The organism is Streptomyces sp. NPDC098789 (genome assembly GCF_044759975.1).
In the GTDB taxonomy this organism is placed as follows: domain Bacteria; phylum Actinomycetota; class Actinomycetes; order Streptomycetales; family Streptomycetaceae; genus Streptomyces.
The window spans coordinates 233,883-259,499 of the sequence record NZ_JBIWAJ010000006.1 but is presented as its reverse complement, the minus strand read 5'-3'; the positions used below and the strand labels follow the sequence as shown (position 1 = coordinate 259,499).

Sequence of the window (25,617 nt, the reverse complement as noted above, 5' to 3'; positions counted from 1 at the left end):
TAACACGGGTGGGTTCCAATGCGGGGATGGATACGGTGAGTTCGACCGCGATCACACAACTGGCCGCACATCTCAGGGTGTTGACGGGATCCCTGGATCCCGGAGCGGGTTGGTACGGGGAGTTCCTGCGGCGGGACCCGGACGGGATGCGGGCCTGTCTCGACGGGGACGCGATACCGCCGTGGGACGTCGTGGAATCGCTGCTCCAGGACCTGGTGGAGCTGGCGGGCGCGCAGTACGCGGCCGAACGGGCCGGCCACGCGGCCCGGTTGCGGGCCGCCGCCGTCCTGGCCCACGACCGGCAGCCCGGCGGCGAGGCGGAACTGCGCGTGCTGCTCGCGGCCGCCGGTGCGCAGCGCGGGATCTCCGAGGCCGCCGTACACGACCTGACCGCGCGGCTGCCCGGAGCGGCCGACCCGGCGGCCGCCGCCGGGCTGGCCCGGGAGCTGTCCTGGACCCGGGACGACCTCGCCCGCGCCGCCTCCCGCTGCGCGGACCTCGCCGACCGGCTGACCGCCCTGACGCCCCCGCTCCCGGCCGTCCCGCGCCAACGGCCGCCGGTGGTCAGGCCCGCGGCGGAGCCGGCGGCGGCCCCCGTGGCCGGGTCCGTGGCCGGGTCCGTGGCCGCCGCGCCGGCCCCGGGCGGGCGCGGCAGAGCCCGCAGGCCCCGCAGCAGCGGCGGGGCGCGGTTCGCCGGAGCGGCGCCGCAGGACGCCGCGGCGGCGGCCGTCGCGGCCCCGCCCGGGCTGGCGGACGCCCCGGACGCCCTCCACCCCACGGCCCCGAGCGGGGCCCGCTTCGGCTACCCGGCTGCCGGGGGGCTGCCGGGTACGGAGGGGGCGGGCCGGCCGGGTACGGAGGCCGGCGCGCCCGGCGGCGCGGGGGCGCCGGAGGCGGGGCGCGGCGCGGCGGAGCCCGGGACGGGTGCGGGTACGGGGACGCCCGTACTCGTGGCCGAGTTGATCGAGCTGCGGGGGCGGGGGCGGACCGGGGAGGCGCACGCACTGCTGTGCGAGGCCGCCCGGTGGGACGCGGCGTTGCTGGCCGGGCTGGCCCGGGAGCTGGAGCGGGCCGGGCTCGGCGCCGACTGGGCCACCCTGCTGTGGGAGGCGGCCTCGCTGCCCCCCGACCGGCTGGCCGCCCTCGCCGCCGCCCTGAGCGACGCCGGCCGCACCGCCGACTGCGAGCGGCTGCTGCGCCAGGGCGCCGCCCGCCCGGCCCCGGAGATCGCCGAAGCGGCCCTCGCGCTCGGCGCGGCCGGTCGCTCCCGCGAGGCCGACGCCCTGCTGACGGCGTTCGTCCGGGTCCGCACCGCGGAGGAGGCGGCCGCCCTCGCGCGTCGGGACCCGCGCTGGTTCGCACCGAGGCTGCTGGCGGCGGCCCGCGGGCTGGCCGGATCCGCCCACCGGGATCTCGTCCGCGCCTTCCGGGTGGCCAAAATCGCCCCCACCGGCTGAGCCCCCGGCGCCCGTCCCTCCCGGCCCTCGCGCCTCCCTGTCCGACTTGCGGCCCTGGCTGAACACAATCGACCACCGCGCGACCTATGTTGATCGTCTCGGCCAACCGTGCGCGGTGGTCTTGCCCCGGAGTGTGACGAGGCTTACTTTCGACTCCCTACGCACACCGTCTACGTGCGTAGAGGCCGGCGTCCCGTCGCAAGGAGCAGCTCATGGCCCACCTCGTCCGCGCCGCGCTGGTCCAGGCCACCTGGACCGGCGACACCGAGTCGATGATCGCCAAACACGAGGAGCACGCCCGCAGGGCCGCCGCCCAGGGCGCGCGGATCATCGGGTTCCAGGAAGTCTTCAACGCCCCGTACTTCTGCCAGGTACAGGAGCCCGAGCACTACCGTTGGGCGGAAGCCGTACCGGACGGCCCGACCGTCCGCCGGATGCAGGAGCTCGCCCGCGAGACCGGCATGGTCATCGTCGTGCCGGTCTTCGAGCGGGAGAGCGAAGGCTTCTACTACAACACCGCGGCCGTCATCGACGCCGACGGCAGCTACCTCGGCAAGTACCGCAAGCACCACATCCCGCAGGTCAAGGGATTCTGGGAGAAGTACTACTTCCGTCCGGGAAACCTCGGCTGGCCCGTGTTCGACACGGCCGTCGGCAAGGTCGGCGTCTACATCTGCTACGACCGCCACTTCCCGGAGGGATGGCGCGCCCTCGGCCTGGCCGGCGCCCAGCTCGTCTACAACCCCTCGGCCACCTCCCGGGGCCTGTCCGGCCACCTCTGGCAGCTGGAACAGCCCGCGTCCGCCGTCGCCAACGAGTACTTCGTCGCCGCCATCAACCGCGTCGGCCAGGAGGAGTACGGCGACAACGACTTCTACGGCACCAGCTACTTCGTCGACCCGCGCGGTCAGTTCGTCGGAGACGTCGCCAGCGACAAGGAGGAGGAACTCCTGGTCCGCGACCTCGACTTCGACCTGATCAAGGAGGTCCGCGACCAGTGGGCCTTCTACCGCGACCGCCGCCCCGACGCCTACGGAGGGCTCGTACAGCCGTGACCGACCCGATCCCGCTCCACACCCGTCACCAGGCCGTCATGCCCGACTGGCTGGCCCTGTACTACGACCGCCCCATCGAGCTCACGCACGGCGAGGGCCGCCACGTCTGGGACGCCGACGGCAACCGCTACCTGGACTTCTTCGGCGGCATCCTCACCACCATGACCGCCCACGCCCTCCCCGAGGTCACCAAGGCCGTCGCCGACCAGGCCGGGCGGATCATCCATTCCTCCACCCTGTACCTGAACCGGCCGATGGTCGAACTCGCCGAGCGGGTCGCGGCCCTGTCCGGCATCCCCGACGCCCGGGTCTTCTTCACCACCTCCGGCACCGAGGCCAACGACACCGCCCTGCTGCTGGCGACGACGTACCGCCGCTCCAACCAGGTCCTGTCGATGCGCAACAGCTACCACGGCCGGTCCTTCGCCACCGTCTCCATCACCGGCAACCGCAGCTGGTCCCCGACCAGCCTCTCGCCGCTCCAGACGTACTACGTCCACGGCGCGGTGCGCCACCGCGGGCCCTTCGCGGCGCTGTCCGACGCCGATTTCACCGACGCCGCCCTCGCGGACCTGGAGGACGTGCTCGGCCAGGCGCGCGGCCAGGTGGCCGCCCTGATCGCCGAACCGGTGCAGGGCGTGGGCGGGTTCACCTCCCCGCCCGACGGGCTCTACGGCGCCTTCCGCGAGGTCCTCGACCGGCACGGCATCCTCTGGATCAGCGACGAGGTGCAGACCGGCTGGGGCCGTACCGGCGAGCACTTCTGGGGCTGGCAGGCCCACGCCCAGAACGGTCCGCCGGACATCCTGACCTTCGCCAAGGGCATCGGCAACGGCATGTCCATCGGCGGCGTCGTCGCCCGCGGCGAGATCATGAACTGCCTGGACTCCAACTCCATCTCCACCTTCGGCGGGTCCCCGGTCACCATGGCCGCGGGCCTGGCCAACCTCGGCTACCTCCTCGAACACGACCTCCAGGGCAATGCCCGCCGGGTCGGCGGCCTGCTGCTGGAACGGCTGCGCGCCGTCACCGCCGGCGTGCCCGCCGTACGGGAGGTGCGCGGCCGGGGGCTGATGGCGGGCATCGAACTGACGCAACCCGGTACCGACCAGGCCGACCCGGAGGCGGCCGCGGCCGTCCTGGAGGCCGCCCGCGCCGGAGGGCTGCTCCTGGGCAAGGGCGGCGGCTACAACACCAGCGTGCTGCGCATCGCACCACCGCTGTCCCTGACGGTCGCCGAGGCGGAAGAGGGCGCGGAGATCCTCGCCCAGGCCCTGCGCACCCTCGACTAGACGATCTGGTCCAGCCAGGCACGTAGACCGCCCGCAACTACAGACGGGGGAGGGCCACATGCCCCACCGCACCCTGATCACCGGTGGCCTGGTCGTCACGGCCGCCGACGAGCTGCACGCCGACGTCCTGATCGAGGACGGCCGGATCGCCGCGCTCGCCGCCCACGGCTCGGCGGCCGCCGCCGCGTGGACGGCCGACCGGACGATCGACGCGAGCGGGAAGTACGTCATCCCCGGCGGCGTCGACGTCCACACCCACATGGAGCTGCCCTTCGGCGGCACCGCCGCCTCCGACACCTTCGAGACGGGTACCCGGGCCGCCGCCTGGGGCGGCACCACCACCATCGTGGACTTCGCCGTCCAGAGCGTGGGCCGGTCCCTGCGCGAGGGACTGGACACCTGGTACGCGAAGGCCGACGGCAACTGCGCCGTCGACTACGCCTTCCACATGATCCTCTCCGACGTCAACGAGGGCACCCTCAAGGAGATGGACCTCCTCGTCGAGGAGGGCATCACCTCCTTCAAGCTGTTCATGGCCTACCCGGGCGTCTTCTACAGCGACGACGGGCGGATCCTGCGCGCCATGCAGCGCTCCGCGCACAACGGCGGGCTGATCATGATGCACGCCGAGAACGGCATCGCGATCGACGTCCTGGTCGAACAGGCCCTGGCCCGCGGCGAGACCGACCCCCGCCACCACGGCGAGGTCCGCAAGGTGCTCCTCGAAGCCGAGGCCACCCACCGCGCGATCGCCCTCGCCCGGGTCGCCGGCTCCCCGCTGTACGTGGTCCATGTCTCGGCCGAGGAGGCGGTCGCGGAGCTGGCGGCGGCCCGGGACAAGGGCCTGCCGGTCTTCGGCGAAACCTGCCCGCAGTACCTCTTCCTGTCCACCGACAACCTCGAAGAGCCCGACTTCCAGGGTGCCAAGTACGTCTGCTCCACCCCGCTGCGCCCCCGCGAGCACCAGGCGGCGCTGTGGCGGGGGCTGCGGACCAACGACCTCCAGGTGGTCTCCACGGACCACTGCCCCTTCTGCTTCCGCGGCCAGAAGGAGCTGGGCCGCGGGGACTTCTCCAAGATCCCGAACGGGCTGCCGGGGGTGGAGAACCGCATGGACCTCCTCCACCAGGCCGTCCTGGACGGGCACATCAGCCGCCGCCGCTGGATCGAGATCGCGTGTGCGACCCCGGCCCGGATGTTCGGCCTCTACCCCAAGAAGGGCACCATCGCGCCGGGCTCCGACGCCGACGTCGTCCTCTACGATCCGCACGCCGAGCAGGTCATCTCCGCCGAGACGCACCACATGAACGTGGACTACTCGGCGTACGAGGGCAGGCGGATCACCGGACGCGTCGACACGGTCCTCTCGCGCGGCGAACTCGTCGTCGACCGGCGCGAGTACACCGGCCGGGCCGGCCACGGGGCCTTCGTACCGCGTTCCACCTGCCAGTACTTGTAAGGCCAGCACCTGTAAGGAGAGTCCCCGCATGGACTTCGGCCTCGTCCTCCAGACCGACCCGCCCGCCTCCCAGGTGGTCAGCCTCATGAAGCGCGCCGAGCGCAACGGCTTCCGCTACGGCTGGACCTTCGACTCCGCGGTCCTGTGGCAGGAACCGTTCGTCATCTACAGCCAGATCCTGGCCAACACCCAGCGGATGCACGTCGGGCCGATGGTCACCAACCCGGGCACGCGCACCTGGGAGGTCACCGCCTCCACCTTCGCCACGCTCAACGACATGTACGGCAACCGCACCGTCTGCGGCATCGGCCGCGGCGACTCCGCCATGCGCGTCGCGGGCCGCGCCCCGAACACCCTGGCCCGCCTCGGCGATGCCATGGACGTCATCCGGGACCTGGCGGAGGGCCGCGAGGCGCAGGTCGACGGCAATCCGATCCGCATCCCCTGGATCACGGACGGGAAGCTGCCGATCTGGATGGCGGCGTACGGGCCGAAGGCCCTGGCCCTGGCCGGGCAGAAGGCGGACGGCTTCATCCTCCAGCTCGCGGACCCCTTCCTCACCGAGTGGATGATCAAGGCGGTCCGCCAGGCCGCCGTGGAGGCGGGCCGCGACCCCGCCTCCCTCACCATCTGCGTGGCGGCGCCCGCCTACGTGGGCGATGACCTGGCCCACGCCCGCGACCAGTGCCGTTGGTTCGGCGGCATGGTCGGCAACCACGTCGCCGACCTGGTCTCCCGCTACGGCGAGCACTCCGGCCTGGTGCCGGAGGCGCTCACCGAGTACATCAAGTCCCGCCAGGGCTACGACTACAGCCACCACGGCCGCGCCGGGAACCCCTCCACCGACTTCGTCCCCGACGAGATCGTCGACCGCTTCTGCCTCCTGGGCCCGGCCGAGGCCCACATCGACAAGCTCCGCGCCCTGCGCGCCCTGGGCGTCGACCAGTTCGCCCTCTACGCCATGCACGACGCCCGCGAGGCCGTGATCGACGCGTACGGCTCCGACATCATCCCGTCGTTCGGCTGACCCTCGACAGTGGCGCCGGGCCGGCCCGGAGGCCGGCCCGGTAGCCGCTTGCCGACGGCTTTCGGGCAGCCGACACGTCGAAGGGGCCGACGGGCCAGGCCCTCTCCGCACCGCCCGCACGGCCGCCTTTATGAGCAAATGGTGACGGTCCGGTGCCGGGGTCCCGGCGGTCGGTGGCCGAGTGATCGCGGCCGCTGGGCCGCTGGCCAGGTCGTTCGTGGGCCCGGTCGTTCTTTCGGCCGAGGCGGGCCGGTGGCGGGAGCGGGCCGAAGTACCCGTCGGGAGGGTCCTGTGGCGGCAGGACGGGTGCGGCGGTCAGGGCAGGGTTACGGGGGTTCCGCCGCTCCGCTCGAAAGGTGCCCGCATGCCCATGGCCCCCGTCGAGGCGCTGCGTCCCGAGGCCCACACGGTCGCACCGCCCCGGACGCCTCGGGAACCACCGGCACCGCAGAGGGTCCCGCTCCGACGGGTCCCGCGGCTGTCACCGGCGGACCGGGACGTGCTGGCGCTCTATCTCCTGACGCGCGTCGGCGTCTGGGTCACCGCCTACTGCGCCCGGTGGCTGTTCCCGGCCACCTCCGCCACCCGGGACGCCGGGTCCGTCCTCGCACCGTTCGAGCGGTGGGACTGGCACCACTACCTGCACATCGCCCGCGACGGCTACTTCCCGGGGCACGCGGGGCCCTGGCAGAGCGGCTGGGACAACCGGGAGGCGTTCTTCCCGGGCTTCCCGCTCCTGCTGCGCGCCGTGCACACCGTCGTGCCGCACTGGACCGCGTGCGGACTGCTGATCTCCTTCGTCGCGGGAGGCGTCGCCGTTCTGGCGCTGGCACGGATCGCCCGGTCGTACCTGCCGGGAACGCCGGCCGACCGGCGCACCGTCCTGTTCTTCCTGCTCTCGCCGTGCGCGGTGTTCCTGGCCGCCGGTTACACGGAGGCGCTCTTCCTCGCGTTCGCCCTGCCCGCGTGGCTCGCCGCCCAGCGGCGCGACTGGCCCCTCGCCGCCACCCTGACCGCCCTCGCCACGACGGTACGCGTCAGCGGGCTCTTCCTCGCGGCCGCAGTCGTCCTCCACTTCGCCGTCACGGCCCGCTCCCGCCCCCAGTGGAGAGCCCTGCCCTGGCTGGCCCTCCCCGCGCTGCCGGTGGCCGTCCACACCTGTTACCTGTACGAGCGCACGGGCGACTGGATGGCCTGGAACCACGCGGAACAACGAGGCTGGGACCGCACCTTCCACGCCCCCTGGGAGGCCTGGGCCAACACCTGGCGGGCGGCCTTCGGCGGGTCCCGGCCCACCGGATACGCGTTCATGTTCCAGGCCGAACTCGCCGCGGTGGTCATCGGCGTGCTGCTGGTCGGCTTCCTGCTCCACCGGCGTCGCTGGCCCGAGGCCGGCTACATCGGCCTGAGTCTCTGGGCGCTGGGCACGTCCTACTGGTACATGTCCGTCCTGCGCGCCGGCCTCCTGTGGTGGCCGCTGTGGATCGCCCTGGCGGCGCTGAGCCTGAGCAGGCCATGGCTGAAGACCGCCTATCTCTGCGTCGCCGCCCCCCTGAGCACCGTGTTCGCGCTCACCTTCCTGTCGGGACGGTGGGCCGGTTGAACGGAGAGGCCCCCACGCGCAGCCGCTGGACGGGCGTAGCGGCCGTGTCCCGCGCGGCTGCCCCGGCCCCGCGATCGGCGCGGCTTCGGGGGCGGTGCGCCCTCTCGGTCGCCCTGCCCCTCGCCGTTGCCGCCTATCTGATCGCCGTCCGCACGTCCGGCGGTCAGCGGTGGGAGAACGCCGTGCTCCTGAGCGGAGGTGGGGGCCGGCTGGGTCCGACGGCCGCGGTGGAGCACGCCCTGGGCACGCTCACGGCGGGGTCGCTCGGGGTGGCGGTCGTCGCCGTCGTGACCGTCGGCGTGATCCGGCGTCGCTACCTGCTCGCAGCCGTGGCAGGAGGAAGCGTGGTGGCCACGGCACTGGCCGCCCGCATCCTCAAGGGCACGCTGCTGACCCGGCCGTTGCTGGACATCGGCCACGGAGCCCCCGTCCACAACTCGCTGCCCAGCGGACACTCGGCCATCGCCATGAGCGTGGCGGCCGCGGCCCTGCTGGTCACGCCCGCGGGGCGGTGGCGGCCACTCGTGGGCGGTCCCGTGCTCGCCTGGGCCGTCGCCATGGGGGCGTGCACCGTAGTGGCGGGCTGGCACCGGCCTTCGGACGTCGTCACGGGGAACCTCCTCGCGCTCGGCACGGCGGCGCTCGCCGTGCTGCTGCTGGGGGTCGCGGGCCACGTGCGAGCCGCCCGGCCCCGCGAGGACGGCCGGCGGCGCGTACTCGTCGTACCGCTGGCCGTGTTGGCGGCCGTCGGAGCGGGCGCCGCGCTGCTCCAGGCCGGTGTTCCCGGACTGGTCTCCACCTACCACGGGGGCCTGGGGCTGGCCTGTGCCTCCGGAGCCTCGACCGGTCTCGCCCTGCTGGCCCTCACGCGCGGGCTGTCCTTCGGCGCCGGGGACGGATGACCGCTCACCCGCAGCCTCGGGCGAGATGGAGTCAGCGGGTGGTGCAGCCACCGTTGAGGAACAGGGTCCGGCCGCACGCCCTACCCCCGGCACTTCTACTGGTGCAGGAGGCTCAGGGCCAGGAGGCGCCCGGAGCGATCGTCACGGATGCTCACATCGGTCATCTCGCCGAGCGGGTCCGTCCGCGACCGGTACGTGGTCACCGCGATGGCGAGCGCGCTCCCCGCGTCGGCGTTCCCGAAGTAGCAGAGGCGCTGGTCGATGATCCTCCTGCGCGCGAACTGTCGGTCCGGTCTCCCCATGGCCCTCCAAGCGGCGAACACGGCCGAGTCCACGATGGAGAAGTACGTGGCGAAGTAGAGAAGCCCCGCACCGTTCAGGTCCCGTACGGGGTCCACCCGATAGTGCGTCTCGAACGGCTTGCCCATGCGTTCATGACATTCGTGGAGGCCCGTTGCCAGTGTTCCGGTCCTACGGGCTGCGGCGCACAGGGCGCGCGGGGAGTACTGCGGCGGGAGCCGGGGGAGGCGGTCCTGCCGGAAGCCGGCCGGAGATCCTCGGACCAGGGCGGTGTTGCCCGTGGCCCCGGCCCGGCTGACCCACCTGTTCACGTTCTCGACGTAGAGGCAGTCCGGGTCGGGGTGTTCGTAGGCTTCCGAAGCCTCGAGCTGAACGGGGCCCGCGCCGTCGTCCTGCCGCGCCTGCCCTGCCGAGGCGATTCGGTGCAGGGTCAGGACCGACTCCCCGCCCAGACCGAAGACCCGGGAGCTGACGGCCAGCCGGTCCCCGAAGGTGAATCGGGTGGGGTACACCGCGCGGCTCCCTATGAGCCGATAGGAATAGAAGGACAGGTAGGCGGGATGTCCCGCAGGACTGGTGGCGGTCAGCACGTCGATGTCGCACGCTTTGCTGACGGCCTCCCAGGTCCAGTCTCCGATCCGCGCGGCGAACAGCGAGGTCTGGCCGCACATGGACGGTGAGACCGCCACCTGTCGGAACGTGATGTCGGGCGGATGCGGCGAGGCGAGCATTGAGTGCTCCAGGTGTGGGCTTGCGGCCGGCCGGCCGCACGCACCGCGCGGCACCCTTCTGCGGCGAGAAGGTGCGAGGGTGATGTGGCCGGGCGGTGTGCTTCCGGTGCCCCGCGCGCCGACTCGGGGGCCCGTGGGGCTGAACCTGTCTGTCCGGCCCCAGGATTCCTTCCGGCGTCCTTCAGGTCACCTCCTCTCTTCGGGCTAGCCCGCACCCGCAGCCCCGCACTGCGGCGAGCTCGCGACGGTGCCCGGCATCACTCGTCCTCCAGCCGGGGTGATGTGGCCAGGATGCGGTGGGCCAATTCCCCGCGGCTCCGCACGGCGTACTTGACCATGAGCGACTTGATGTGGATCTTCACGGTGTGTGGGGGGGGGGGGGGGAGATGCCCAAGGAGCGTCCGATGAGCCGGTTGGGCAGGCCTTGGACCGCGAGGTCCAGGACCTCCTGCTCCCGGGGTGTCAAGGGTCGCCCGCCGCCCGGGAGCGGTTCGGGCCGGGACGCCTTCGTGGCGGTGCATTCGTCTGGAACGGCGGTCTCGACAGCGCGCAGGATCTCCTGGTGCAGGGCAGTGCTCAGTGCCAGGAGCCGGCCGAGCAGAACCTCGTTGGAGCAATGGCCGCACGGAGTCTCTTCCGGAGTGGGCGCGGGGGAGGGTGCATGCACGGGCGTTCCGATCTCTCAGACGGCTCGGCTCCTCCAGCGGACGGATGTCGGACGTCGCCACGGCGCGCGCTCCGGCCGCTGGCCGATTCCGGCCTGGTGGTACGGCTCCCAGGACTCCTTGGGCTGGTTGGCGGGGAGGGCGCCTGTGCCGATGGAAGCGCTGGACGGCCGCAAACGCAATAACCACCAGGGGTGCATCTCCACGAGCCGTCGACGCGGCTGCCGATGAGTACCGCACTGGTGTTCCCGCAGGTCGCGCCGACCTTCAGGGCCGCTCCTGGCCCCGCCCGCAGAGCCCTGTTGACCTGCTGGTGAGCCGCTCCCCGGCAAGGCGGACTCCGAGCGTGGGGGCGCGCGATTTCGCGCGGAGTGCGCGAATCGCGGCCGCGGATGCGCTGTGCGCTCCCTGGCGGGTTCGCGTCGCTGGTGCTTGTGTGTGGGGTGTCACTCCGGACGAGGCGTCCCCGAGTGAACACACACCTGATGCACGCCCGTTCCGCGCCGGGCGCCTCCACGATCCTCTCCCTTTCGCGCACGTTGCGGCCCATGGTCGGACGGTGGCGCACCCCGTCTGCCCTGCGCCCCACGTGAGCGCCACCCCACGCACACTCCGTCCGTTGCGGGACTCTGCCCTGCCACGCGAAAGGACTGATCCATCCATGAGCCATGTCCCTTTGGAGCATGCGCAGTTCAGCGCCCTCGGCCCGGAGTACGAGGAGTCCGCACAAGGGCTGTTCCGGGCCCATCTGGAGATCCCGAGCATGCTGGCGGCCATCGGCGAGGTCCGCCGGTGCGCAGTGCTCGACGCGGGATGCGGGACCGGCGTCTACGCGCGACTGGCTGCCCGGCTCGGCGCCGGCCCGGTGGTGGGTGTCGACGCGTCCGAGGGAATGCTGGAGGTGGCCCGCGGACTCGAGAAGGCGGAACCGCTGGGCATCGACTACCGGGCCGGTGACATCGGGGAGGCCCAGGGACTCGCCGTGGACCTGGTGCTGGCCGTGTATCTCTTGCCCTACGCACGCTCCAGACTGGATCTGGAGGCAATGTGCCGAGGTCTCGCCCGGGCGCTGGGGCCGGGAGGGCGGCTGGTCACGGCGGTACTGAACCCGGACTTCTGCGACGAGCCGGACTGGTACCGCGCCTATGGATTCTCGCTGAGCACGCCGGGGCGGCGAGACGAGGGAGACCAGGTCGTACTCTCCGTCGACCAGGGCGCGATGGTCTTCGAGGTCACCGCGCACTACTGGAGCGGGGAGGCGATGGAGGCGGCCCTCGGGCTCGCCGGATTCACCGAGATCTCGTGGAGTCGCCCGCGGGTGTCCCGGACCGGCCTCGACCGGTACGGGGCGGGGTTCTGGGACAACTACCTGACCCGGCCGCACGCCTTGATCGTGAGAGCACGGCTGGCCGGGGAGCCGACGTGACCCCGACCGCCCCGACGGAATCCGAACCGTCGGGGCTACGGCTGCGCACCTACCGAAGCCTGCGCGAACTCCCCCCGGAAGCCTGGACCATCCCGGGCCGGATGCCCACCGGACTGGGCTACGACTTCCTGTGCCCCGTGGAGGAGTCGGGTGTCAACGAGATGCGGCACTACTACCTGACGGCCGACACCGCCGACGGGCAAGCGTTGGGCCGGGCCAACGTCTACGGCGTCCGCTTCGACCTGGCCACCACCGACCGCAAGCTGACCCCGGCCTCACGAACAACGATCAAGCGCTGGTTCCCCGACTTCATGGCCTTCCGGTTCCTGGAATGTGGCCTGTTGACGATGCTCAGCGACCCGCTGGCGCTGCGCGGCGACGGGGATCTGGAGCCCGTGTTGGCGGCGGTGGCCGAGCGGATGGCCGAGCTGGCGGAGACGGACGGGTCGGACTTCCTGATGATCCGGGACGTGACACCGGCGCACTACCAGCGCTGCCTGGACGTCCTGCGGCCGCAGGGCTTCCGCCCGGCGCTGGGCTTCTCCCGCGTCCGCATCGACATCCGGTGGCCCTCCCTCGCCGATGCGCTGGCCGAACTGCCCCGCAGACAACGCGGCAAGCTCACCGTAGCGCTCCGGTTCGGTGAGCGGTTCGGCATCGAGGTGGAGGAGCACGAGGAGTACGCCGCGTACGCGCCGGTCCTGGCGCGGTTGTGGCGCAATGTGATGGCGGGCGCCAAGGAGTACCAGCGCGAGGACCTCAACGCGGAGTTCTTCGAAAGCTATTCACGGCATTTGAAAGGCCGCAGCAGGTTGTGGCTGTTCCGACACCACGGCACCCCTGTGGCGTTCCTCCTCACCGCCTGGGATCAGGGCGATGACTACGTCCTGCTGGAGTGGGGCATCGACCGCGACTTCGAGCACTACCGGCAGGCCAACCTCTACCGCGCCGGAATCCTCCTGAGCCTGCAGGACGCCATCAGCCGCGGGAAGCGGCGGGTGGAAATGGGGATCACCAACTACACCACCAAACTGTCGATCCCCGGGGCCCGGGTGGAACCGACCATCTACTTTCTGCGCCATCGCACCGACCCCGTGCACACAGCGACCCTCGTGCGGCTGATGGCACACAACATCCAGCGGCCCGAACTGCCGGAGGAGATGTCGTCGGAGTTCTCCCGGTGGGAGGAGCGCGTACGGCTCGACCAGGACTCGCTGCCGACGCACGACGTCTTCCGCAAGTTCGACCGCCAGCACAAGTACACCGGCCTCAAACTCGGCGGGGTCTACGGTTTCTACCCGGAGTTCACCGGCCCGCAACGATCCACGATCGAGAGCAAGGAGCTGGGCGAGATCGTGCTGCTGGGCACCAATTCCTACCTGGGCCTGGCCACTCATCCCGAGGTCGTCGCCGCGTCGAGCGAGGCGGTGAAACGGTACGGCACCGGGTGCTCGGGCTCGCCGCTCCTCAACGGCACCCTGGATCTGCACACCCGGCTTGAGGAGGACCTCGCCGCGTTCCTGGGCAAGCCGGCCGCCGCCCTCTGCTCGACCGGTTACCAGACCAACCTGGCCGCGCTCAGCGCACTGTGCGAGTCCGGGGACCTGATCGTCCTCGACGCCTTGGACCACCGCAGCCTCTTCGACGCCGCCAGGCTCTCGGGCGCGGACTTCACCGTCTACCGGCACAACGACATGGACCACCTCGCACACGTACTGCGCCGCACCGAAGGCCGGCGGCGGCTGATCGTGGTCGACGCGGTCTTCAGCATGGAGGGCACCGTCGCGGACCTGACGGCCATCGCCGACCTCGCCGAACGACACGGCTGCCGGCTCTACGTCGACGAGTCCCATGCCCTCGGGGTCCTGGGCCCCGACGGCCGCGGCGCCGCCGCCGCGCTGGGGTTGCTCGACCGAACGGATGTGGTGATGGGGACCTTCAGCAAGTCCTTCGCCTCCATCGGCGGGTTCGTGGTCGGTGATCGAGCGGCGATCGACCACATCCGGCACAACGGCGCCGGCCACATCTTCTCCGCCAGCCTGCCCCCCGCCGCAGTGGCCGCCACCCACGCGGCCCTGGACGTCAGCCGCCGCGAGCCCGAGCGTCGGGACAGGGTGCTCGCCGCGGCGGCCCACATGGCGAACGGCCTGGCACGGCTGGGCTACCAGGCGTCCTTCCACGGCACGCCGATCGTGCCGGTCGTCCTGGGCAGCCCGACCCTCGCACACGCGGGCTACCTCCGCCTCATGCGCGCCGGCGTCTACGTCAACCCGGTGGCACCCCCCGCCGTACCGGAGGAGCGGTCGGGATTTCGTACCAGCTACCTGGCCGACCACCGCCGGGAGGACCTGGACCGCGCCCTCGCGGTGTTCGGCGAACTCGTGCGGGACCTACGACCAGGAGAACGGCCGGCATGCGGGAGCTGATCAACACCACCATCCAGCACATCCTCGACACCCGGCGCGGCATCACCGCCAACCAGATGCTCGTCGAGGACCTCGGCTTCGACTCGCTCAAGCTGTTCCGGCTGATCACCCTCCTCGAGGACGAGCACGACATCGCCATCTCGTTCAGGGACGCCCAGCGCATCCGGACCGTCGGCGACCTCTACGCCTTCGTGGAGGTCTGGCTCGCTCCTCTCCCCACCCCGAAACCGACGGAAGGAACCCGACGGCCATGAGCGGCAACGCCGATCTCGCACTCGTACGCAGGGTCTACACGCTCTTCGCCGAGGGCGACCTCGACGAGCTCCACGAGCTCCTGCACCCCGACGTCGAGCAGTACGTCCCAGGAACCCACCCCTGGTCCGGCGTCTTCCACGGCGCGGCCGCGGTCCTGGCCAACCTCCGGGCCACCGTGGAGGCCACCGACGGCACGCTGACGGTGGAACTCCAGGAGGTGTTCTCCGACCTGCACGGCCGGGTCATCGCCGTGGACCGCTCCAAGGGCCACCGTCACGGCCACGACATCGACACCCGCGTAGCCATCCTGTTCACCGTCGCCGACGGACAGATCGTCCGGTTCGCCGAGTTCTACTCCGATCCGGCGGACGTCGAGGGGTTCTGGTCGTGACCGGGCCGTTCTCTTCCCCGGCAGACGCCTGGCAGCGCATCGCGGCCCGTACGGACCGCACCCTGACGATCACCGACGAGGTCACCGAGACCCTCACGCACCAGGCCCTGGCCGAGCGGGCCGCATCGTACCTTCCCGCACTGCGCGAACTCGGTGTCGGACGGGGCGAGCCGGTCCTGATCACCGTCCACACCACCATCGATTTCATCTGCGCCTACCTCGCACTCATGCTCCATGGCGCGGTACCCGTCCCCCTCCCCCCACGACAGGTCCTCAAGGGGTCCGGACCCTTCCTGGCACGTCTGCGCCCCCTCCTCCCGCACCACCGCAGACTCATCTGCACCCCCGCGGAACTGGAGGAGGTCGGCCCCACCTCACCAGCCGAATGCGACATCAGCACGTTCCCCTGGCTCGCCGAACGGCGCGACGCGGACTTCGGCCGCTCCGCCGCACAGCAGCTGGCGGCCGGCGCCACCGCCGACTGGCTCCTGCCCGCCATGGACGACGACGCCTACGTGCAGTACACCTCCGGCAGCACCGCCGCACCGAGGGGCATCGTCATCACCCATCGCAACCTCCTCGCCAACCTGGACGCCACAGGACGCGGTCTGGACGTGCGCCCCACCGACGTCGTCGCCAGCTGGCTGCCGCTGCACCACGACATGGGGCTGGTCACCAGCCTGCTCACCGCGCTCTTCCACGGGATCGACGCCGTGTTCACCCTTCCCCAGCGGTTCCTCTACGACCCGCTGGGTTTCCTCCGGCTCACGACGCACCACAACGCCACACACGCGCTCATGCCCAACTTCGCCCTGGAATGGCTGGTCAACGCCCGCAACAAACCCCACGCCACCCTGCACGGCATCGACATGAGCTCGCTGCGCCGCCTGACCATCGCCTCCGAGCCGGTCAACGCCGACAGCATGCGCCGCTTCAACGCCGCCTACACGGAGTTCGGGCTGGCCGACACCGCCCTGTGCTCCGGCTACGGCCTGGCCGAGGCGACGTGCGCGGTCAGCCTCTCCGTCCCCGGCACCGGCTTTCGCACGGAAGACTTCGAGGGCACCGAAGTGGTCACCGGCGGCCGACTCCTCCAAGGCTACGAGGCCCGCATCGATGCCGAGCCCGGCCGCCGGGCCGGCACCATCAAACTGCGCGGTCCCGGTATGTCCGCCAGCTCCTACATCGACGGCACGAGGGTCGACGCGCTGGAGAAGGACGGCTTCTACGACACGCGCGACGTCGGGTACCTCGTGGAGGACGAGGTGGTGATCCTCGGCCGGCAGGACGAGGTGATCATCCTTCACGGCGAGAACCGCTTCCCGTACGACATCGAGTCCGTCGTCCGCGCCGAATCCCGGCAGGGACGGAGCAGAGTCGCGTGCTTCGGACACCTCGGCCGCATCGTGGTCGTCCGGGAGGGGCGCGGCAGCACTCCCGCCGACGAGGCCGAGGACGACGGACTCCGCCAACGGATCACCAAGGCCACCGGACTTCCGATCGACGAACTCGTCACCGTGCCCCACGGCGCCGTCCCCGTCACCACCAGCGGAAAGATCAAACGCGCCGCGATCGCCGAGGCGTACCGCGCGGGCACCCTGCCCACCCTCACTACGCGCACGTGGACGCCCTGCACCCCTGCCCCGCGCAACAGTGTTCGGTGACGCCAGGCCAAGTCGTCTGTTCCAGACCTTTCTTGACGCACAGTCACGAATATCGGAGTGAAGTCACCGGGATAAGTGGGACTTGGTCGGCGGATACGTGGCGACATCAGACTTCGTACCCGTATGCCGAGATCGCGGGGGCGGGGGCGGTGCGTGCCGCGGCAGTGTTGATCACTTCCCTGGACGGGGCGCGTTCGCCGTTCGTGGCCTCGGCCGTCCGTACGACGGTGATGGAGAAGGAAATGATCACGAACATCGGCCGCACCCTGAGTGCGGCCGCGGTGACGGCCGCCGCCGGCGTCGCGCTGGCCGCGGCGCCGGCGAACGCCGCGGCGCCGGCCTGGGAGACGTTGTCCCGGCCGTCACCCGAGCAGGGCGCCGCGTACATCCTCCCGTTCGACGCCGAGAACGCCGTCGGGAAGACCCGGCAGCCCATGTGCGGCAGCTGCAAGTTGTCGGAAAAGCTGTGGCAGAAGACCGGGAACAGCTGGAAGGAGCTGACGCCGCCGGCCGACGCGGGCATCGACGCCCTGGCCGGCACGGCCGCCGACGACGTCTGGGCCATCGGCCGCAAGGACACGAGCACCGGTGTCTTCCGGGTGAACCACTACGACGGGACCTCGTGGTCGGGGAACCTCAACCCGGACACCCAGAAGCTCGAACTCCTGGCGGCCAAGGCCGTCAGTCGCACCAGCCTGTGGGCCGTCGGCGACTCCCGCGCGAACGGGGCCCCGGCGGTGACGCACTGGAACGGGACGTCCTGGAACACCACCACCTTCGATCAGATTCAGGGTGTCCTCGACGGCGTCGACGTACGGGCGGAGAACGACATCTGGGCCGTCGGTTACCGCACCGCGGGCGGCCTGGCCAACGACCGCTTCCAGGGCCTCGCCCTCCACTACGACGGCACCCGGTGGACCGAGGTGCCGGTGCCGGCGACGGCCAAGGTCAGCACCCTGCTGGACTCGGTCAGGAGCAGCGGGCCCAACGACGTCTGGGTGACGGGGCACATCCTCGACGAGAAGGGCCTGGGCGCGCCGCGCACCGGGGCGTACGTCCTGCACTGGGACGGCGCGACCTGGACCCGCCGTGACGTCCCGGGAGCCAAATTCGCCAACTCCGCGGCTGTGTACGACGGCCGGGTCCACCTCGGCGTCTCCGGTGGGAGCGGTTCGAAGCTGGTCCGCTGGACCGGCTCCGCGTGGGAGGCCGTGAGCGGTGTCCAGGCGGGCCTCGACGGGGTGTCGACGCTGGCCACCACGCGCGATGGTGCGCTCTACCTGGCCGGGTTCAGCGGCTCCGACACCATCTTCGGCGGTCGCGAGTACTACCTCCAGCGCCTCGGCGCACCGACCGTGCGCTGACCCCGTGCGGCTGCCTCAGGCGGAGGAGCCGCTGTCCACGACCAGGTCGGCGCCGACGACGGCGCCGGCCGCGGGCGAGGCCAGGTAGAGCACGGCGGCGGCGATCTCCTCGGCCTCGGCGATCCGGCCGAGCGGGTTCTGCGTCTTGACCCGCTCGGCGCGGTCGGCGTCGCTCTCGCCGGGGCGCAGGGACATCGGGCCGGCCGAGGCGCCCGGGCTGACGGCGTTGATGCGGATCCCCTCGCCGATGTGGTCGAGGGCCGCGGCGCGGGTGAGGGTGGTGACGGCCGCCTTGGAGGTGAGGTAGGCGGCGGCGTTCGGGATGCGCTGGTGGGTGCCGAGGTTGGACGAGACGTTGACGATCGCGCCGCCGCCGCTGGTGCGCATGTGGGCGATCTGGTGCTTCATCGCCAGCCAGACGCCGGTGACGTTCGTGTGCAGGACGGCCGTCCAGTCCTCCTCGGTGATGTCGGCGGTCGGGACGGTCCCGCGGAATATCCCCGCGTTGTTGACGGCGATGTCGAGGCCGCCGAAGAGGGCGACGCCGCGTTCGACGAGGGCGCGGACCTGGTCGGAGTCCGTGACGTCGGCGGTGACCGCCTCCGCGGTGCCGCCCGCGGCCCGGACCAGGGCGACGGTCTCCTCCAGGGTGGCCGCGGTGCGTCCGGCGGCGACCACGCGGGCCCCTTCGGCCGCGAAGGCGAGGGCGATGGCGCGACCGAGACCGGTGCCCGCACCGGTGACCAGGACGCTCTTGTCGGTGAAGCGGCTCATGGGGGCTCTCCTTCGGGGGATCCATGGGGATCCATATTGGATCGATCGGTTCAATATGAGGGCAGCGAAAGAAATACCGAGTGGGTCGGCCCCCTCGGTTACTCAGGCGTCAGGCGTCAGGCGTGCGGGTCCAGGAGGGCGAGGGCCTGCTCGGCCGCGTCCCGGACGCGCGCCGGGTCCTCGGTGGCCTTGCCGACGACCCGGATCCCCTGCATCAGGACCAGGAGGAGCCTGGCCAGGGTCCGGGGGTCGCGCTCCGGCGGGAGTTCGCCCTGTTCCCGGGCCCGGGAGAGGGCCGCGTGGAGCAGTGTTTCGAGGCGGTCCCAGCCGCTCTCGACCCGACGGGCGGCCTTCGGGTCGTGCGGGGCGAGTTCGGTGGCGGTGTTGGTGAGGAAGCAGCCGGTCAGCCGGAATTCCGGGGAGCCCGCCTCGGCCGCGAAGCGGCGTACGACGCCCCGCACCGCCGGCAGGGCGGGGCCTGGGCGGGAGAGCTCGGCGAGCAGCCCGGGGAGGGTCGACTCGGAATAGCGCTCCAGGGCCTTGAGGTAGAGGTCGTGCTTGGTGCCGAAGGTCGCGTAGAGGCTGGCCCGGCCGATCCCGAGGTGCTCGACCAGATCGGCCACCGAGGTGGCTTCGTAACCGCGGCGCCAGAACAGCTCCAGGGCTGATTGCAGCGCGGCGTCCGGATCGAATTCCTTGGTCCTGGCCATGGACAAGATCATAGGCAGCTCTGGAACGGTCGGTCAAGAATGCGTGTGCGCCCACTCACGTATATGGAGTCGGTTATGGGTGCGCCGGTCACGGGGCCGGCGGACCCCAGCCGTTGGGGCAGGTGGTCGGTGCGGCGGGCCCGTAGGCGTACGACAGGAAGTCCTGGAGCTCCGGGCCCCAGAACGGCCAGGCGTGCTCGCCCGCGCCCCGGCAGTAGCGGTGGGTCACCGAGCGGTCGGCGAGGTCCTGGTGCAGGGCCGCGTTCCAGGCCCCGATCTCCACCTCGCCCGCGCCGTCGGCGCCGCCCGCGTACAGGGCCATCCTGCCGCTGTACGCGGCGTACTTGCCGTCCAGCGCCAGGTTCGCCGGGTTCTGGCCGGGCCAGGTGTCCGGCGCGCCGAAGACCGTCGCCATCCGGTACGGGGTGTCGCCGGTGACCCGGTACTTCCCGTCGAGGAGCCCGGTCCACTGGATCGAGGCCCCCACCGTCCAGGTGGACTGTGCGATCAAGTCCTGCGCGGCCGAAGGGTAGATGTCCGTACCTCCCGAGAACGCGCCCACCGCGGAGAAGAGTTCCGGGTAGCGGCCGGCGTAGCGCAGGGCTCCGTAGCCGCCCATCGACGCGCCCGCCACGGCGCGTCCCGACGCCGACCCGACCGTGTTGAAGTTCGCGTCGATCCACGGCAGCAACTGCTTGACGTGGAAGGTCTCCCACTGCGGCGCGAAGAAGCCGTCCGTGTGCCCGGGCCAATCGCTGTACCAGCCCGCTTGACCCGCCTCCGGCATCACCACGATGCCCTGGAACGCCGAACCCCGCACCGCGGCCGTGATGTTGCCCTGGTCGGTCTTCGACCACTGCTCGACGTCCCCGGTGCCGCCGTGCAGGAGGTACAGCACGGGGTACGGGTGCGCCGGGTCCCGCCGGTAGCCCTCCGGCAGCAGGATCCGTACCCGCACCGGCACCCGGCCCGTCGTCGGGGGGCCGCCGTGCGCGGCGAAGAGGGCGGGCGTGGTGAAGGACGCCTCGCCCATCCGCTCGCTCTGGCCGGTGGCGACGGACCAGCTCCGCAAGGTCAACCCCGAGGCGTTGGGCGCGGGCAGCGAGGGGAGCGCGGTGCCGGCCGCGGCCGGCGCGGGCGCGGGCGCCGCCACGAAGGCCAGGGCCAGGGCCGCGGCGCAGGCGAGCAGCGCCGCTCCCCGGCGGGTACGGCGTGGTAAGGACGGGTCGGCCGATCCGCGCGATCCGCGCATGGAGATCCCCCTGGTCGGTGTACGGGCTGCTGCGGCGCCCCGGCGGCAGGCCGGTGACGTCCCGGCGCCGGTATAGCACGCACCCACCCACCCCACCAGGCGGTACGCGACCCTCCGGTCACCCCGGGGTCACCGGCCCGGCCGGTCCACCGGACCCCGTTTACCCGCGGTCCACCCGCGGGCCCGCCTTTGTCAGTGGGGATTGTCGGTCCGGCGTGGTCTGATGGAGGCATGATCGAAGAGTTTCTGGCCCGTGACCTGTCCGATGTCGAGGAAGCCGTCCGCAAGGCCGCCGCGGTCGAGATCATGCCGAGGTTCCGGCAGCTCGCCGACCACGAGATCGACCAGAAGAGCGGCCCGCACGACCTGGTGACCGTCGCCGACCGGCGCGCCGAGGAGCACCTCACCGACTCCCTGACCCGGCTGCTCCCGGGCTCGGTGGTGGTCGGCGAGGAGGCCGTGCACTCGGACCCCGCCGTCTACGGGGCGCTGCGCGGCGAGGCACCCGTGTGGATCGTGGACCCGGTCGACGGGACCCGGCAGTTCGTGGCCGGGGACCCCGGCTTCTGCACGCTGGTGGCGCTGGCCGTACGCGGTGAGATCCTCGCGTCCTGGACCTTCGCGCCCGCCCTGGAGGAGATCGCCACCGCGGTGCGCGGCGGCGGGTCCTTCGTCAACGGCGAGGCCATACGCAGCGGTTCCCCCGAAGCCGGCGCCGCGCTGCGGGTCGCCATGGCCCACCCGCTCTACACGAGCGAGGAGGACAAGCGCACCCTCGGCCGCCTCGACGTACCGGGCGTGGCCGCGCGCCCCTGCGGTTCGGCGGGCCTGGAGTACCTGAAGGTGGCCCGCGGCGAGATGGACGGCCTGGCCTTCACCTGGCCCTCGGCCTGGGACCACGCGGCCGGACTCCTGCTGGTCGCCGAGGCGGGCGGCGCGCAGAGCACCGTCGCGGGCGAGCCGTACCGGGTGGACCGTGACAACGCACTGCCCTTCGCGGTCGGCCGGGACGAGGCGACGGCGCTGCGGATCCGCGACCTGCTGCGCGGCGCGTAGCACCGCGGCCGCGCAATATCCTGGGGTACCTGGGGCAGTGCCGCCACCGGACGAAGGAGTCGCATGGTGTCGTCGATTCTCGATGCGGTCGTCGTGGGAGCGGGTCCCAACGGGCTCACGGCCGCCGTCGAACTGGCCCGGCGCGGCTTCTCCGTGGCCGTGTTCGAGGCCGCCGACACGGTCGGCGGCGGGGCCAGGACCGAGGAGCTGACCCTCCCCGGCTTCCGGCACGACCCCTGCTCCGCGGTCCACCCGCTGGGCGCGGGCTCGCCCGTGTTCGCGACCATGCCGCTCGCGCGGTACGGGCTGGAGTGGCTGCACGCCCCGCTGCCGATGGCGCACCCCTTCGACGACGGCAGCGCCGCCGTGCTCTCGCGGTCGGTCGCCGAGACCGCCGCGTCCTTCGGCCCCCGGGACGCGGGCGCCTACCGCCGCCTGGTCGCGCCGTACCTCGGCCGATGGGACACCCTGGCCCGGGACTTCATGTCCCTGCCCTCCACCGCGCTGCCCGTCGACCCGCTCACCCTGGCCCGCTTCGGGCTCGCCGGGCTGCCCCCGTCCACCTGGCTGATGCGGCGCTTCCGGGACGACCGGGCGCGCGCCCTGTTCGCCGGACTCGTCGCCCACGTCATCGCGCCGCTCGGCGGGATCGCGACCGGCGCGGTCGGGCTGGTCTTCGCCCTCGCCGCGCACGCGGGCGGTTGGCCGATGCCGCGCGGCGGCTCCCAGTCCATCGCGGACGCGCTCACCGCCTACCTGCGCGACCTCGGCGGCGCCGTCCACACCGGCTTCGAGGTCAAGCGGCTGGACGACCTCCCGCCGGCCCGGGCCTACGTCTTCGACACCTCGCCGACCGCGCTCGCCCGGATCGCCCGACTGGGCCGCGCCTACGACGGCTACCGCTACGGCGCCGGGGTGTTCAAGCTCGACTACGCGCTGGACGGGCCCGTCCCCTGGACCGCTTCGGCGGCGCGCCGGGCCGGCACCGTCCAGGTCGGCCCGCGCACCCGCGACATCGACGCCGCCCTGCAACTGACCGCCAGCGGCAAGGCCCCCCGCACGCCGTTCCTCATCACCGCGCAGCCCAGCCTCGTCGATCCGAGCCGGGCGCCCGAGGGCAAGCACGTCTTCTGGGCCTACGGGCACGTGCCCGCGGGCTGGGACGGCGACCTCACCGACGCCGTCGAACGCCAACTGGAGCGCTTCGCCCCGGGCTTCCGCGACCTGGTCCTCGCCCGCGCCACCGCGGGCCCGGCGCAGCTCGCCGCCCGCAATCCGAACTACGTCGGCGGGGACATCGCCTGCGGCGCCGCCTCCGGCCTCCAACTGCTGCTGCGCCCCAAGCTCACCCTGTCCCCGTACACCACGGCCCACCCGGCCGTCTTCCTGTGCTCCTCCGCGACTCCGCCCGGCCCGGGCGTGCACGGCATGTCGGGCCACAACGCGGCGAAGGCGGTCTGGCGCCACCTGCGAAAGGGCTCCTCCTGATGGTCCGCATCATCCTGGTCCAGGGCGACATCACGGCCGAACGCGTGGACGCCGTGGTCAACGCGGCGAACTCCTCCCTGCTGGGTGGGGGCGGGGTGGACGGCGCCATCCACCGGCGTGGCGGTCCGCAGATCCTGGAAGCCTGCCGCGCCCTGCGCGCCTCCCACTACGGCAAGGGCCTCGCGACGGGCCGCGCGGTCGCGACCACGGCGGGGCTGCTGCCGGCCGAGCACGTGATCCACACGGTCGGGCCGGTCTACTCCCGGGAGGAGGACCGGTCCGAGCTGCTGGCCTCCTGCTACCGGGAGTCCCTGCGGGTGGCGGCCGAGCTGGGGGCCCGTACGGTCGCCTTCCCGGCCATCTCCACCGGCGTCTACGGCTGGCCGATGGACGACGGTGCGCGGATCGCGCTCGCGACGGTCCGCTCCGCGGCGGGGGGCTCGGTGGAGGAGGTCCGCTTCGTCCTCTTCGACGCGCAGGCGTACGCCGCCTTCGAGGCCGCGTACGCCTCCGGCGGGGCCTGAGGGTGCGGGCCGACCCAGCCGGTCGGGCTTCGGGGTGTGCCCTTTAAGCCTGCCCGGCGTTTGTGGGCGTGCGTGTGGCGGGTGCTGGGCCCGGGTGTGCCTCCGGCGGCGCCTCAATCGCCGGCGGGGCTTGAGGATCGGCGGGCCGAGCACGCCCGTCGGGCTTCACGGGGCGGGTCCAGCGCCTCCGGCGGGGTTTGAGGGTGTGTCCTTCAAGCCTGCCCGGCGTTTGAGGGCGTGCCTGTGGCGGGTGCTGGGCCAGGGTGTGCCTCCGGCGGCGCCTCAAACGCCGGCGGGGCTTGAGGATCGGCGGGCCGAGCAAGCCCGTCGGGCTTCACTGGGTGGGCCCAGCGCCTTCGGCGGGGTTTGAGAGTGTGCCCTTCAAGCCCGCCCGGCGTTTGAGGGCGTGCCTGTGGCGGGTGCTGGGCCCGGGTGTGCCTCCGGCGGCGCCTCAAACGCCGGCGGGGCTTGAAGGGGGCCGGGTCCGGGGCCTTGGCGGGGCTCTTCAAGCCCGCCCGGCGTTTGAGGGCCGGCGGCCAGGGGGCTTGCCCGGTGAACGAGGGGACGTGGCGGGGCCCCCGCTTCCCGTGGGGAGCGGGGGCCCGGGCCGGTCGGGGTCAGAGCACGTCGGCGGCGATGTTCGCCGCGACCCGCTCCAGCAGCGGACCGGCGTTGGCGATGCACTTCGCCGTGTCCGGCTCGATCTCCGTCAGCGGGTACGCGCGCCGGATCCCGGCGGCCCGCAGGGCCTCCTCGGTCAGCGCGAGCCGCCCGCACACCGCGACGACGTCCTTGCCCGCCGCGCGCGCGGCTGCCGCCACGCCCGCCGGGGCCTTGCCGTGCAGCGTCTGCTCGTCGAGGGAGCCCTCGCCGGTGATCACCAGCGTGGCCCGCTCCAGGGCCGGGGCGAAGCCCAGCACCTCCAGCATCAGCTCGATGCCGGGCCGGAAGGTGGCGCCCAGCAGCAGCGCGCCGTAGCCGATGCCGCCCGCACCACCCGCGCCCGGAGCCAGCGCGCACTCGGCCGCCTTCGGGCCGATCGCCTTCTCCAGCACCAGCGCGAAGTGCGCCAGCGCCGCGTCCAGCGTCGCCACGTCCTCGGGGCTCGCGCCCTTCTGCGGACCGTAGACCGCCGGAGCGCCCTTCGGACCGGTCAGCGGGTTGTCCACGTCGCTGGCGAGGACGAACTCCACCTCGGCGAAGCGCGGGTCGATCCCGGACAGGTCGGCCGAGGCCAGGGAGGCCAGGCCGCCACCGCCCGGACCGACCGGTTCACCGTTCGCATCCAGGAACACGGCGCCCAGTGCGGACAGCATGCCCGCGCCGCCGTCGGTGGTGGCACTGCCGCCCACACCGAAGACGATCGAGCGCGCGCCCGCGTCGAGGGCCGCCTTCAGTACCTCGCCCGAGCCGTAGGTGGTCGAGGTCAGCGGGGCGAAGACGCCCGCCGGCAGCAGCTGGAGGCCGGAGGCCTCCGCCATCTCGACCACGGCGGTGCCCTCGCGCAGCGCGAAAGCGGCCGTGACCTGGTCACCGAGCGGTCCGGTGACCCGTACCTCCCGGCGCTCGAACCCGGCCGCCACGGCGGCCGCGACCGTGCCGTCGCCGCCGTCCGCGACGGGGAGGGTCTCGATCTCCACGCCCGGTACGGCCTCGCGGAGGCCCGCCGTCACCCGCTCGGCGACCTGCACGGCCGTGAGCGAGCCCTTGAATTTGTCCGCGGCGATGAGCACGCGCGCGGTCTCAGTTACTGCTCCGTCCGTCACCTTGCTAATCCCTTGCTATCGAACAGTGCA

The 25,617-nt window shown here is 72.3% G+C and carries 23 protein-coding genes; 16 read left to right on the top strand and 7 right to left on the bottom strand.

Annotated elements, in window-relative coordinates; genetic code table 11:
* Nucleotides 1-35: 35 nt before the first annotated feature.
* From ACIQWR_RS15785 to ACIQWR_RS15755, 7 genes are all read left to right on the top strand, one after another.
* Nucleotides 36-1,457 carry a UL36 very large tegument protein gene (locus tag ACIQWR_RS15785; protein WP_404009070.1) on the top strand — a complete coding sequence of 474 codons (1,422 nt, stop codon included), beginning with the start codon at nucleotides 36-38 and terminating at the stop codon, nucleotides 1,455-1,457.
* A 212-nt stretch (nucleotides 1,458-1,669) separates the two neighbouring features.
* Nucleotides 1,670-2,512 (top strand): nitrilase-related carbon-nitrogen hydrolase, encoded by an 843-nt coding sequence (locus tag ACIQWR_RS15780; protein ID WP_404009067.1) that lies wholly within the window; start codon nucleotides 1,670-1,672, stop codon nucleotides 2,510-2,512.
* Between the two features lie 38 nt (nucleotides 2,513-2,550).
* On the top strand, nucleotides 2,551-3,804 hold the full coding sequence (locus ACIQWR_RS15775) for an aspartate aminotransferase family protein (protein WP_404009385.1): 1,254 nt from the start codon (nucleotides 2,551-2,553) through the stop codon (nucleotides 3,802-3,804).
* Between the two features lie 58 nt (nucleotides 3,805-3,862).
* Nucleotides 3,863-5,263, top strand: coding sequence for a dihydropyrimidinase (gene hydA, locus ACIQWR_RS15770; protein ID WP_399260280.1), 1,401 nt, complete (start codon nucleotides 3,863-3,865; stop codon nucleotides 5,261-5,263).
* 28 nt (nucleotides 5,264-5,291) lie between these two features.
* Entirely contained in the window at nucleotides 5,292-6,290 is a 999-nt protein-coding gene (locus ACIQWR_RS15765; RefSeq protein ID WP_404009064.1) for a TIGR03842 family LLM class F420-dependent oxidoreductase, read from the top strand.
* Nucleotides 6,291-6,654: 364 nt separating this feature from the next.
* Entirely contained in the window at nucleotides 6,655-7,893 is a 1,239-nt protein-coding gene (locus tag ACIQWR_RS15760) for a mannosyltransferase family protein (RefSeq protein WP_404009061.1), read from the top strand.
* Nucleotides 7,890-8,795, top strand: coding sequence for a phosphatase PAP2 family protein (locus tag ACIQWR_RS15755; protein ID WP_404009058.1), 906 nt, complete (start codon nucleotides 7,890-7,892; stop codon nucleotides 8,793-8,795). Before ACIQWR_RS15760 ends, ACIQWR_RS15755 begins: the two co-directional genes overlap by 4 nt.
* 95 nt (nucleotides 8,796-8,890) lie before the next feature.
* Here the strand turns inward: ACIQWR_RS15755 and ACIQWR_RS15750 are convergent, their stop codons facing one another.
* Together ACIQWR_RS15750 and ACIQWR_RS15745 are read right to left on the bottom strand one after the other, a co-directional pair.
* Complete coding sequence (locus tag ACIQWR_RS15750; protein ID WP_404009055.1) at nucleotides 8,891-9,784, bottom strand: LnmK family bifunctional acyltransferase/decarboxylase; 894 nt, start codon at nucleotides 9,782-9,784, stop codon at nucleotides 8,891-8,893.
* Nucleotides 9,785-10,184: 400 nt separating this feature from the next.
* Entirely contained in the window at nucleotides 10,185-10,493 is a 309-nt protein-coding gene (locus ACIQWR_RS15745) for a LuxR C-terminal-related transcriptional regulator (RefSeq protein WP_404009053.1), read from the bottom strand.
* 659 nt (nucleotides 10,494-11,152) lie between these two features.
* Here ACIQWR_RS15745 and ACIQWR_RS15740 point away from each other — a divergent pair.
* From ACIQWR_RS15740 to ACIQWR_RS15720, 5 genes are read left to right on the top strand one after another with little or no spacing between them, the layout of a single operon-like run.
* The gene (locus ACIQWR_RS15740; RefSeq protein ID WP_404009049.1) at nucleotides 11,153-11,917 is read left to right on the top strand and encodes a class I SAM-dependent methyltransferase; all 765 of its coding nucleotides are present in this window, start codon (nucleotides 11,153-11,155) and stop codon (nucleotides 11,915-11,917) included.
* A complete protein-coding gene (locus ACIQWR_RS15735; protein ID WP_404009046.1) occupies nucleotides 11,914-14,343 on the top strand; it encodes an aminotransferase class I/II-fold pyridoxal phosphate-dependent enzyme in 2,430 nt (809 codons plus the stop codon). The genes ACIQWR_RS15740 and ACIQWR_RS15735 overlap by 4 nt, the downstream gene beginning before the upstream one ends.
* Complete coding sequence (locus ACIQWR_RS15730; RefSeq protein ID WP_404009043.1) at nucleotides 14,331-14,597, top strand: acyl carrier protein; 267 nt, start codon at nucleotides 14,331-14,333, stop codon at nucleotides 14,595-14,597. Before ACIQWR_RS15735 ends, ACIQWR_RS15730 begins: the two co-directional genes overlap by 13 nt.
* On the top strand, nucleotides 14,594-14,989 hold the full coding sequence (locus ACIQWR_RS15725) for a nuclear transport factor 2 family protein (RefSeq protein WP_404009040.1): 396 nt from the start codon (nucleotides 14,594-14,596) through the stop codon (nucleotides 14,987-14,989). The genes ACIQWR_RS15730 and ACIQWR_RS15725 overlap by 4 nt, the downstream gene beginning before the upstream one ends.
* The gene (locus ACIQWR_RS15720) at nucleotides 14,986-16,653 is read left to right on the top strand and encodes an AMP-binding protein (protein WP_404009037.1); all 1,668 of its coding nucleotides are present in this window, start codon (nucleotides 14,986-14,988) and stop codon (nucleotides 16,651-16,653) included. Before ACIQWR_RS15725 ends, ACIQWR_RS15720 begins: the two co-directional genes overlap by 4 nt.
* Nucleotides 16,654-16,759: 106 nt before the next feature.
* On the opposite strand, the gene ACIQWR_RS15715 is transcribed toward ACIQWR_RS15720, so the two are convergent.
* Entirely contained in the window at nucleotides 16,760-16,909 is a 150-nt protein-coding gene (locus ACIQWR_RS15715) for a hypothetical protein (protein WP_404009034.1), read from the bottom strand.
* On the opposite strand from ACIQWR_RS15715, the gene ACIQWR_RS15710 reads away from it, so the two are divergent.
* Nucleotides 16,896-18,017 carry a hypothetical protein gene (locus ACIQWR_RS15710; protein WP_404009031.1) on the top strand — a complete coding sequence of 374 codons (1,122 nt, stop codon included), beginning with the start codon at nucleotides 16,896-16,898 and terminating at the stop codon, nucleotides 18,015-18,017. The genes ACIQWR_RS15715 and ACIQWR_RS15710 overlap by 14 nt on opposite strands.
* Before the next feature lie 15 nt (nucleotides 18,018-18,032).
* On the opposite strand, the gene ACIQWR_RS15705 is transcribed toward ACIQWR_RS15710, so the two are convergent.
* From ACIQWR_RS15705 to ACIQWR_RS15695, 3 genes are all read right to left on the bottom strand, one after another.
* On the bottom strand, nucleotides 18,033-18,791 hold the full coding sequence (locus ACIQWR_RS15705) for an SDR family NAD(P)-dependent oxidoreductase (RefSeq protein ID WP_404009028.1): 759 nt from the start codon (nucleotides 18,789-18,791) through the stop codon (nucleotides 18,033-18,035).
* Nucleotides 18,792-18,907: 116 nt separating this feature from the next.
* A complete protein-coding gene (locus ACIQWR_RS15700) occupies nucleotides 18,908-19,501 on the bottom strand; it encodes a TetR/AcrR family transcriptional regulator (protein WP_404009025.1) in 594 nt (197 codons plus the stop codon).
* A gap of 88 nt (nucleotides 19,502-19,589) precedes the next feature.
* Nucleotides 19,590-20,753 (bottom strand): alpha/beta hydrolase, encoded by a 1,164-nt coding sequence (locus tag ACIQWR_RS15695; RefSeq protein ID WP_404009022.1) that lies wholly within the window; start codon nucleotides 20,751-20,753, stop codon nucleotides 19,590-19,592.
* 231 nt (nucleotides 20,754-20,984) lie between these two features.
* Here ACIQWR_RS15695 and ACIQWR_RS15690 point away from each other — a divergent pair, with 231 nt between their 5' ends.
* The 3 genes from ACIQWR_RS15690 to ACIQWR_RS15680 all read left to right on the top strand — a co-directional run bounded on the left by ACIQWR_RS15690 (nucleotide 20,985) and on the right by ACIQWR_RS15680 (nucleotide 23,821).
* Entirely contained in the window at nucleotides 20,985-21,809 is an 825-nt protein-coding gene (locus ACIQWR_RS15690; RefSeq protein WP_404009019.1) for an inositol monophosphatase family protein, read from the top strand.
* Nucleotides 21,810-21,875: 66 nt separating this feature from the next.
* Nucleotides 21,876-23,297, top strand: coding sequence for a phytoene desaturase family protein (locus ACIQWR_RS15685; protein ID WP_404009382.1), 1,422 nt, complete (start codon nucleotides 21,876-21,878; stop codon nucleotides 23,295-23,297).
* A complete protein-coding gene (locus ACIQWR_RS15680; protein WP_404009017.1) occupies nucleotides 23,297-23,821 on the top strand; it encodes an O-acetyl-ADP-ribose deacetylase in 525 nt (174 codons plus the stop codon). The genes ACIQWR_RS15685 and ACIQWR_RS15680 overlap by 1 nt, the downstream gene beginning before the upstream one ends.
* 617 nt (nucleotides 23,822-24,438) lie before the next feature.
* On the opposite strand, the gene ACIQWR_RS15675 is transcribed toward ACIQWR_RS15680, so the two are convergent.
* A complete protein-coding gene (locus ACIQWR_RS15675) occupies nucleotides 24,439-25,587 on the bottom strand; it encodes a glycerate kinase (RefSeq protein WP_404009015.1) in 1,149 nt (382 codons plus the stop codon).
* Nucleotides 25,588-25,617: the final 30 nt, after the last annotated feature.

Coding starts and splice junctions, on each gene's coding strand:
- ACIQWR_RS15780 (WP_404009067.1), top strand. CDS start 1,670: ATGGCCCACCTCGTCCGCGCCGCGCTGGTCCAGGCCACCTGGACCGGC.
- ACIQWR_RS15775 (WP_404009385.1), top strand. CDS start 2,551: ATGCCCGACTGGCTGGCCCTGTACTACGACCGCCCCATCGAGCTCACG.
- hydA (WP_399260280.1), top strand. CDS start 3,863: ATGCCCCACCGCACCCTGATCACCGGTGGCCTGGTCGTCACGGCCGCC.
- ACIQWR_RS15765 (WP_404009064.1), top strand. CDS start 5,292: ATGGACTTCGGCCTCGTCCTCCAGACCGACCCGCCCGCCTCCCAGGTG.
- ACIQWR_RS15760 (WP_404009061.1), top strand. CDS start 6,655: ATGCCCATGGCCCCCGTCGAGGCGCTGCGTCCCGAGGCCCACACGGTC.
- ACIQWR_RS15740 (WP_404009049.1), top strand. CDS start 11,153: ATGAGCCATGTCCCTTTGGAGCATGCGCAGTTCAGCGCCCTCGGCCCG.
- ACIQWR_RS15730 (WP_404009043.1), top strand. CDS start 14,331: ATGCGGGAGCTGATCAACACCACCATCCAGCACATCCTCGACACCCGG.
- ACIQWR_RS15725 (WP_404009040.1), top strand. CDS start 14,594: ATGAGCGGCAACGCCGATCTCGCACTCGTACGCAGGGTCTACACGCTC.
- ACIQWR_RS15710 (WP_404009031.1), top strand. CDS start 16,896: ATGATCACGAACATCGGCCGCACCCTGAGTGCGGCCGCGGTGACGGCC.
- ACIQWR_RS15715 (WP_404009034.1), bottom strand. CDS start 16,909: ATGTTCGTGATCATTTCCTTCTCCATCACCGTCGTACGGACGGCCGAG.
- ACIQWR_RS15705 (WP_404009028.1), bottom strand. CDS start 18,791: ATGAGCCGCTTCACCGACAAGAGCGTCCTGGTCACCGGTGCGGGCACC.
- ACIQWR_RS15700 (WP_404009025.1), bottom strand. CDS start 19,501: ATGGCCAGGACCAAGGAATTCGATCCGGACGCCGCGCTGCAATCAGCC.
- ACIQWR_RS15695 (WP_404009022.1), bottom strand. CDS start 20,753: ATGCGCGGATCGCGCGGATCGGCCGACCCGTCCTTACCACGCCGTACC.
- ACIQWR_RS15690 (WP_404009019.1), top strand. CDS start 20,985: ATGATCGAAGAGTTTCTGGCCCGTGACCTGTCCGATGTCGAGGAAGCC.
- ACIQWR_RS15680 (WP_404009017.1), top strand. CDS start 23,297: ATGGTCCGCATCATCCTGGTCCAGGGCGACATCACGGCCGAACGCGTG.